We start from the raw sequence: 7,354 nt of genomic DNA on the forward strand, positions 1-7,354 counted from the left end.
GCCGCGAGGAGCGGGCGGCTACACCCGGGGCGGAGGCAGCGCCTGCCATCCCTGCGGCTCCGGCCCCCCGGCCTCCGCTCCGGTCAGTGCGAGGTCCCGCTCGGCGGCCCGGGCCCGCATCCGCTCGGCGTCACGGGCGGACGCGAGCACCCGGCGGTGCTGCGCGCCGCGGCCCAGCTGGCCCGGGGCCTTGCCGCCGATGACGCGGGCGAGCACGAAGAGCAGCAGCACGAGTGCCATGAGCAGCGCGGCGCAGCCGAAACCCCGGGCGATCATGGACTTCTCCGGGGACTGGACCAGGCTGAACACCGCGAGCGGCAGCGAGAGTTGCGGTCCGTCGAAGGGGTTGGCGTTGAGCCCGTTGGCGATGCCGGAGGTGAGCAGCACCGGGGAGGTCTCCCCGATGCCGCGGGCGGTGCCCAGGATCACGGCGGTGGTCAGTCCGGAGCGGGACGTGGGCAGGACCACGGTCCACACGGTGCGCCACTGACCGGCGCCCAGGGCGTAGGAGGCCTCCTTCAGCGAGCCCGGAACCAGCCGGATCACCACGTCGGAGGCCCTGATGACGATCGGCAGCATCATCACGGACAGCGCGAGGGCGGCGGCGAAGCCGGACTTGTCGAAGTGGAGCAGCAGGATCCAGGTCGCGTAGACGAACAGGCCGGCCACGATGGAGGGCAGCGCCGTCATGGCTTCGACGATGGTGCGCACGAACCGCGCGTAGCGGCCCGGGACTTCGTTGAGGAACACCGCGCAGGCCAGCCCCAGCGGCACGGACACCGCCAGGGCGATGCCGATCTGCTCGAGGGTGCCGACGATGGCGTGCAGCGCCCCGCCCCGGGACAGCGGCTCCAGCGGACCGGTGGCCGCCATGTCGTCGGTGAAGAAGTTGAGGTGGGCCAGGGCTCCCCAGCCGCGCATGAGGACGTAGCCGACGACGCACACCAGGGCCGACATGAGCAGCGCGGCGACGCTGTGCACGAGGGCCTGCGCGAGGCGCGCCCGCACGGTGGCGGCGGATTCGTCGAGGGACACGAGGACGGCGTAGAGGGCCATGAAGGCCAGGTAGAGGACGACGGCGAAGCCGAGCGGCGCGTTGAAGGGCAGGAGCCGGCCGAACAGCAGGGCGGTCACGGCGAGCGCGGCGGTGGCCGCGCCCACCATGGCGAGGACGTCGCGCGCGTGCAGGGTCGCGGTGTTGCGCCGGAGTTCCGGCGGGACCCCGGTCCCGTCGAGCAGCACGGGCGGGCGGACGGTGACGGCGGCCGGAGCGCCCGCAGCACCCCTGGCGTCGGCGGTACCCCGGGCGTCGGCGGCGCCCGGCCCGTGCGGCCGGTGCGTGAGGGCCGTCATGCGTCGGCCCCCGCTCCGGAGCGGCTGCGGGCCACGACCGAGGAGGCGGCGAAGTTGACCACCAGGGTCATCAGGAAGAGGGTGAGGCCGGCCGCCATCAGGGCGGATATCCCAAGGGGGCTGGCCGAGCCGTAGCGCAGGGCGATCAGGGCGGACACGGAGACGGCGCCGTTCTGGAGGATGTGCGGCTGGATCACGAAGACCGGAGAGATGATCAGGTAGACGGCGATGGTCTCCCCCAGCGCGCGGCCGAGCCCGAGCATGGTGCCGCCGATGATCCCGCCCCTGCCGAAGGGCAGGACGACGGAGCGGATGACGCCCCACGGGGTGGCGCCGAGCGCGAAGGCGCCCTCGCGCTCGCCGGGCGGCGCCTGGGCGAAGGCCTCGCGCATCACCGAGCAGGCGATGGGCGTCACCATCAGCGCGACGACCGTGCCCGCGATGAAGGTGGAGGAGGTGTAGAAGGTGTTGGGGCTCAGCGGGTCGTGCGGATCGTCCCCGTCGACCGCGAAGGGCGGGAACCAGCCCAGGTAGGTGGTGAGCCAGCGGGACAGGCCCACCACGTGCGGCTGGAACAGGAACAGCCCCCACAGGCCGTAGACCACGCTAGGCACCGCGGCCATCAGGTCGACGAGGCTGATCAGGGTCTGCTTGATGCGGCGCGGCGCGTACTCGGTGATGTAGAGCGCGGTGCCCATCGCCAGGGGCAGCGCGAAGAGGATCGCGACGCCGCCGATGAGCAGGGTGCCGACGAGGACCGCGGCCACGCCGAAGTTGTGGGAGTCGGGCTCCCAGGCGGAGGTGGTGAGGAAGGACGGGCCGGCGTCGTCCAGGGCGGTCAGGGCGCGGCCTCCGAGGAAGACGCCGACCAGGGTCATGACGAGCAGCACGACGGCGCCCGCGGCGCGGGCCGAGCCGCGGAAGATCCGGTCCGCCGGATCGCCGCTGCGGGCGAGGGCGCGCGGGGTGACGTGCTCGTCCTCGGGCGCGGCCGGGGGAATCACCGTGGTCGCGGTCACCGCGGGCCTCCCGCGCGCAGGGCCAGCCCCGGGGCCTCCCCGGCACCGGGCAGCCGCAGACCGCGCAGCCGGCGGGTGTGGGTGACTCCGGAGGCCACCTGCGCCTCGGCGGCGGCGGACAGGAACAGCTGGAGGCTGTGGCGGCATTCGCGCTGGCGGCGGAAGGTGCGGACGGCCACGGCCACGCACTGTTCGTCGAGGACGAGCTGCCAGGTCCAGGCGCCGATGCCGGAGCCGGACGGGGCACGGGAGCCGGAGCCGGACGGGGCACCGGAGCCGGACGGGGTACGGGAGCCGGAGCCGCCCGGGACCGGGCGCCGGCCCGTATCCGGCACCGCCGCGGCTGCGGCCGCCACCGCGCCGGTGGACATCGCCACGACCGGGACGGCCTCGCCGATCCGCTCGCGGAGCCGTTCGACGGCCGCACCGCAGGCACCGAGGGCGCGGTACACGGAGGGGCTGCGGCCGAGTTCGTGGTTGTTGGAGCCGACCAGGCGCCAGGTCACCGCGTCGGGCCCACCGCCGTGACCGCCCTGGCCGCCGTGACCGCCGTGGCCGCCGTGAGCGCCCTGGCCGCCGTGACCGCCGTGGCCGCCGTGAGCGCCCTGGCCGCCGTGAGCGCCCTGGCCGCCGATTCCCCGCACTGCGTGCGGTCCCCCCGCCATCGGTGCAGGCGCCTGACGTCTTTCTACATCCACCCAGGACACGAACAGAAAACGTGGCTGAGACACCGGACCGCCCCCCTTCCCCACAAGCCGTGCGTGGCCGGAAAACGGCCACCCACCCATGGCCGCGGGCATGACAATCCACGGGGCGTAGGGCTCTGGGGCACACGGATCGGTGAAGCAGAAACGGAGAGCACGTGAACGCGCGGCTGGGGCGTGTTGCGTATGACGGGGCGCGCATGCCCCGCGATGGCCGGGATCGCGCCCCGAGCTGGCCTCCGGGCCACCTTCACAAGACCACCACGAAAGGGCCCGGGACCTGGTGGCGGACGGCGCGACGCGGATCCCCGGACCGTGCGCCGAACCGCGCGCAGGTCTCCGCGCAACGACCGGGCCCCGACCACCGGGTGGCCGAAACGACATCCCGCCGGCGGTCCGCCTCCCGGCGCTCACCCGTGCATACGGGCCCCCTTGAGCACCTTGTCCACCGCGTTGCGCGCCCCGTGGAGGGCGATCCCGACCAGGTCGAGGCCGTCCCTGCCGACCGCCGCCACGGCCGCCCGGTTGGCCCGGTCGTGGCCCGTCGCGAACAGGTCCGAGGTGAACACGGCCGCCGCCAGCCCGCGCCGCACCGCCCGCTCGTGCGCCGCCGCCAGCGTCTCCTTCCCGCCCTCGAAGACCAGCACGGGCTGGCGGAACATCGGCAGGTAGGGCGTTCCGTCGGCATCCTCGTACGGCTCTCCGATCACCTCGGGGCACGCCGTACCGAGTCCGCTGACGAGGAACGCGGTGACGTTCAGCCGCTGCCAGGTCTCCAGGTCCTCGCGCAGCAGCACCGCGATCTTGGTGTCGAACCGCACGGGCTCGTACGTGGCGCTGTCGCCGCTCGTCGCATCGGCGCCGCTGTCGCTGCTCGTCGCGCCGGAGCTGCCGTCGCCGCACGTCGCGCTGGCGCGGCCCTCGCTGCTCGTCGCGTCCGCGCGGCCGTCGTCGCTCTTCGCGTTCGCGCCGCTGCCGTTGGTCTTCTCGTCGCTCATGCCCCGAGACTGCCGGGCGTCCCCGTGCGCGGTCTTGTACGTTCTTTGCGTGCAGCCCCAGCAGGAGGTCTCGGCCTGGCGTCCGCAGGTCGCGGGCGTCCTCGAGGTGTTCCATGCCCGCTTCACCGCGCACGCCTACCCCATGCACGTCCACGACGCGTGGACCCTGCTGATCGTCGACGACGGCGCCGTCCGCTACGACCTGGACCGCCACCGCCGCGGCACCCCGGGCGACACCGTGAGCCTGCTCCCTCCCCAGGTCCCGCACAACGGTTCCGCCGCGACCGCGCACGGCTTCCGCAAGCGTGTCGTCTACCTGGACACCACCGTGCTGGACGAGCGGTTCATCGGCGCCGCCGTGGACGGCCCCGACCTCGCCGATCCCGTACTGCGCCGCCGCGTCGGGCAGCTCCACCGGGTGCTGGCCAGGCCCGGTGACGAGTTCGAGGCGGAGAGCCGGCTGGCCCTGATCGGCGAGCGGCTGCGCACCCTGCTGCACCCCCGCCTCGAACTCCCCGGCACCCCGGGCACACCGCCCGGTCCGGGCTCCGGCTCCGGCCTCGCGCGGAGCCTGCGCGAGCTCCTCGACGAACGGGCGGCCGGCGGCCTGTCCCTGGAGGAGGCGGCCGGGCTGCTCCAGGCCCACCCCGCGCACCTGGTGCGCACGTTCAGCGGGGCCTTCGGCATCGCCCCGCACCAGTACCTCGTCTCGCGCCGGGTCGCCCTGGCCCGCCGGCTGCTCCTCGACGGCCGCCCGGCCGCCGAGGTCGCGGTGGCGGCGGGCTTCTACGACCAGTCGCACTTCACCCGGCACTTCAAGCGCGTCGTCGGGACCACCCCCGGGCGCTACGCCCGGTCCTCCGCATCCCGCTGACGGCGGCCCGCCGCGCGAGTAGGGTGACGATCCATCAGGTCATGTGACCCGGACTCTTGACTCTGTACCCGGCAGTAGCGATTCTCGGTGCAATGCTTGCGCGGGACATGACAAACAGGTGCCAGGGCGGCCACGCCTCCGGTGGACCGTGTCCTCGACCGCGCCCTCCGCCGACCGAGGACGTGAGTAGTGGCCATGACCCCAGACCCGCACAGGCGACGACCGGAACCGCAACCCCGCCGCCGGCGCAAGCCGTTCGCGATCCTGTCCCTGCTCCTCGGCCTGCTCGCCATGGTGCTCGGCCCCGTCCCGGGAGCCGCGGCCGACAACGGCTGGTGGAACCCCACCGCACGGCCCGCACCCGACTCCCAGATCAACGTGACCGGCGAGCCCTTCAAGGGCACCGACGCCCAGGGCAACGTCCGCGGCTTCGTCGACGCCCACGACCACATCATGTCCAACGAGGGCTTCGGCGGCCGGCTGATCTGCGGAAAGCCGTTCTCCGACGCCGGCATCGCCGACGCGCTCAAGGACTGTCCCGAGCACTACCCGGACGGCAGCCTCGCCATCTTCGACTTCATCACCAAGGGCGGCGACGGCAAGCACGACCCCGACGGCTGGCCCACCTTCAAGGACTGGCCCGCCCACGACTCGCTGACCCACCAGCAGAACTACTACGCCTGGATCGAGCGCGCCTGGCGCGGCGGCCAGCGGGTCCTCGTCAACGACCTCGTCACCAACGGGGTGATCTGCTCGGTCTACTTCTTCAAGGACCGCAGCTGCGACGAGATGACCGCCATCCGTCTGGAGGCGAAGAAGAGCTACGACATGCAGGCATACGTCGACAAGATGTACGGCGGCGCCGGCAAGGGCTGGTTCCGCATCGTCACCGACTCCGCGCAGGCCCGCGAGGTGATCAAGCAGGGCAAGCTGGCCGTGGTCCTCGGCGTCGAGACCTCCGAGCCCTTCGGCTGCAAGCAGATCCTGGACGTCGCCCAGTGCGGCAAGGCGGACATCGACAAGGGCCTCGACGAGCTGTACAACCTCGGCGTGCGCAGCATGTTCCTGTGCCACAAGTTCGACAACGCCCTGTGCGGTGTCCGCTTCGACGAGGGCGCACTGGGAACGGCCATCAACGTCGGGCAGTTCCTCTCGACCGGCACCTTCTGGAAGACGGAGGAGTGCAAGGGCCCGCAGCACGACAACCCCATCGGCCTGGCCCCGGCGGCCGCCGCCGAGAAGGAGCTGCCGGCCGGCGTGAGCGTGCCCGCGTACGCCTCGGGCGCCCAGTGCAACACCCGCGGCCTCACCGATCTCGGTGACTATGCGGTGCGCGGCATGATGAAACGCAAGATGATGCTCGAACTGGACCACATGAGCGTGAAGGCGGCCGGTCAGGCCTTCGACATCATGGAGACCGAGAACTACCCGGGCGTGATCTCCTCGCACAGCTGGATGGACCTCGGCTGGCTGGAGCGGCTCTACAAGCTCGGCGGTTTCGCCGCCGCGTACATGGGCGGCTCCGAGGGCTTCAGCGCCGAGGCGAAGCGGACCGACGCGCTGCGCGAGAAGTACAACGTCGGCTACGGCTACGGAACCGACATGAACGGCGTCGGCGGCTGGCCCGGCCCGCGCGGGGCGAACACGCCGAACCCGGTCACGTACCCGTTCGTCAGCACCGACGGCGGCTCCGTCATCGACAAGGTGACCACCGGTCAGCGCACGTGGGACCTGAACACCGACGGCGCCTCGCACTACGGCCTGGTGCCCGACTGGATCGAGGACATCCGGATCGTCGGCGGACAGGGCGTGGTGGACGACCTGTTCAAGGGCGCCGAGTCCTACCTGCGCACCTGGGGCGCGTCGGAGCAGCACAAGGCCGGCGTGAACCTCGCCGCGGGACGGCCCGCCACCGCGAGCACGTCCGAGTGGTGGAACCCCTTCGTCAGCTTCGCTCCCGGCCTCGCCTTCGACGGCAACCGGAGCAGCCGCTGGGCGAGCGAGTGGAACGACGACCAGTGGCTGCAGGTCGACCTGGGATCCCAGGAGCTGGTGAAGCGGGTCACCCTGGACTGGGAGGGCGCCTACGGGCGTGCGTACCGCATCGAGGTGTCCGCGAACGGGACGGACTGGACGACGGCCTGGTCCACGACCGCGGGCGACGGCGGGGTGGACACCGCGAGGTTCGCCGGGGTCCCGGCCCGGTACGTACGCGTCCACGGAGCGGGACGCGGAACGCAGTGGGGTTACTCCCTGTACGAAGTCGGCGTATACAGCAGCTGACGGCGTCGGGGGGGGGGGGGGGGGGGGCGGGGGGCCCCCGCCCCCCCCCCCCCGGGGGGCCCGCGGGGAGCGGGGCCCCCGCAAGGGCCCCGTGCCCTGGGACCCCCCGCGGCGCCCGCGGGG

Annotated in this window: 6 protein-coding genes; 2 read left to right on the forward strand and 4 right to left on the reverse strand. The window is 72.9% G+C overall.

Going from position 1 to position 7,354, the window contains the following annotated elements; all coding sequences use genetic code 11:
* Positions 1 to 18: 18 nt before the first annotated feature.
* The 4 genes from pstA to ACIA8F_RS25260 all read right to left on the reverse strand — a co-directional run bounded on the left by pstA (position 19) and on the right by ACIA8F_RS25260 (position 3,897).
* Positions 19 to 1,353 (reverse strand): phosphate ABC transporter permease PstA, encoded by a 1,335-nt coding sequence (gene pstA / locus ACIA8F_RS25245; protein WP_399382035.1) that lies wholly within the window; start codon positions 1,351 to 1,353, stop codon positions 19 to 21.
* Positions 1,350 to 2,372, reverse strand: coding sequence for a phosphate ABC transporter permease subunit PstC (pstC, locus tag ACIA8F_RS25250; RefSeq protein ID WP_399382036.1), 1,023 nt, complete (start codon positions 2,370 to 2,372; stop codon positions 1,350 to 1,352). Before pstC ends, pstA begins: the two co-directional genes overlap by 4 nt.
* The gene (locus tag ACIA8F_RS25255) at positions 2,369 to 3,016 is read right to left on the reverse strand and encodes a hypothetical protein (protein WP_399382037.1); all 648 of its coding nucleotides are present in this window, start codon (positions 3,014 to 3,016) and stop codon (positions 2,369 to 2,371) included. The genes pstC and ACIA8F_RS25255 overlap by 4 nt, the downstream gene beginning before the upstream one ends.
* 470 nt (positions 3,017 to 3,486) lie before the next feature.
* Complete coding sequence (locus ACIA8F_RS25260) at positions 3,487 to 3,897, reverse strand: DUF2000 family protein (protein ID WP_399382057.1); 411 nt, start codon at positions 3,895 to 3,897, stop codon at positions 3,487 to 3,489.
* A gap of 175 nt (positions 3,898 to 4,072) precedes the next feature.
* On the opposite strand from ACIA8F_RS25260, the gene ACIA8F_RS25265 reads away from it, so the two are divergent.
* Both ACIA8F_RS25265 and ACIA8F_RS25270 read left to right on the forward strand, forming a co-directional pair.
* On the forward strand, positions 4,073 to 4,948 hold the full coding sequence (locus ACIA8F_RS25265) for a helix-turn-helix domain-containing protein (protein WP_399382039.1): 876 nt from the start codon (positions 4,073 to 4,075) through the stop codon (positions 4,946 to 4,948).
* 291 nt (positions 4,949 to 5,239) lie between these two features.
* A complete protein-coding gene (locus tag ACIA8F_RS25270; RefSeq protein WP_399382059.1) occupies positions 5,240 to 7,231 on the forward strand; it encodes a discoidin domain-containing protein in 1,992 nt (663 codons plus the stop codon).
* Positions 7,232 to 7,354 lie beyond the last annotated feature (123 nt).

The sequence above is a fragment of the Streptomyces sp. NPDC051563 genome (assembly GCF_044454225.1).
Classification (GTDB): Bacteria; Actinomycetota; Actinomycetes; order Streptomycetales; family Streptomycetaceae; genus Streptomyces.

Coding starts and splice junctions, on each gene's coding strand:
- ACIA8F_RS25265 (WP_399382039.1), top strand. CDS start 4,073: ATGCCCCGAGACTGCCGGGCGTCCCCGTGCGCGGTCTTGTACGTTCTT.
- pstA (WP_399382035.1), bottom strand. CDS start 1,353: ATGACGGCCCTCACGCACCGGCCGCACGGGCCGGGCGCCGCCGACGCC.
- ACIA8F_RS25270 (WP_399382059.1), top strand. CDS start 5,240: ATGGTGCTCGGCCCCGTCCCGGGAGCCGCGGCCGACAACGGCTGGTGG.